Annotated in this window: 1 protein-coding gene; it reads right to left on the reverse strand. The window is 71.0% G+C overall.

Annotation, left to right across the window (positions count from 1 at the left end):
• Positions 1 to 724, reverse strand: a 724-nt coding sequence (locus D7X55_RS39975) for a DUF4082 domain-containing protein (protein WP_121725718.1), incomplete at its 3' end; no start/stop codon positions are given.
• Positions 725 to 737 lie beyond the last annotated feature (13 nt).

The raw sequence follows: 737 nt of genomic DNA on the forward strand, positions 1-737 counted from the left end.
CCCCCACGAAGATGCCCGTGGCCAGCAGGACGCCCTGCGCGTCCCACAGGTGCACCACGCGCTCCTCCAGCGGCGCGCCCGGGTCCCGGTAGAAGCGCACGGCGTCGATGATGCCCGGCACCTCGCTCTTGAAGCGCACGCCCAGCTCCACGCCGGCCGTGTCATCGGACGCGAAGACGCCGGAGGGCGGTGTCTGCCACAGGCGATAGGCGGTGGGCGCGGGCGTCACCGGGGCCCGGTACGACGCGGCGCTGGTGCCGTACGTGTTGGACGCGCGCACCTGGTAGAAATACGCGACGCCATTCGTGGCGGAGGTGTCCAGCCACGCAGTCCGCGTGAGGCCCGACGCCACCTGCTGGTACGGCCCGGCCTCGGCCGTGGCGCGCAGGACTGAATACGTCCGCGCCCCCGACGCGGCATCCCAGCGCACCGCGGCGGCGTTGTTGCCGGGATAGGCCCGCGCGAAAAGCGGCGTCTCCGGAGGCGACATCTTGACCAGCGGCTCCACCCAATAATTGGAGTTGTTCCACGTCTCCGTGGGGAAGGTGCCGCTCGGCCCGTAGGCATAGACGCCGCCGCTCGCGGGCACCGACAGGACTCCGGCGCTGTAGCCGCTGGCGAAGAAGTCCTCGGTGACGGTGTAGCGCCCCTGGGGCGCGAAGTAGGAGACGACGTACTCGGTGTCCGCCGCCAGGGGGATGTCCGGGTAGAGATCCAGCGTCACCCAACCCCCGTGC

The organism is Corallococcus sp. AB049A, from assembly GCF_003668885.1.
Lineage (GTDB): Bacteria > Myxococcota > Myxococcia > Myxococcales > Myxococcaceae > Corallococcus > Corallococcus interemptor.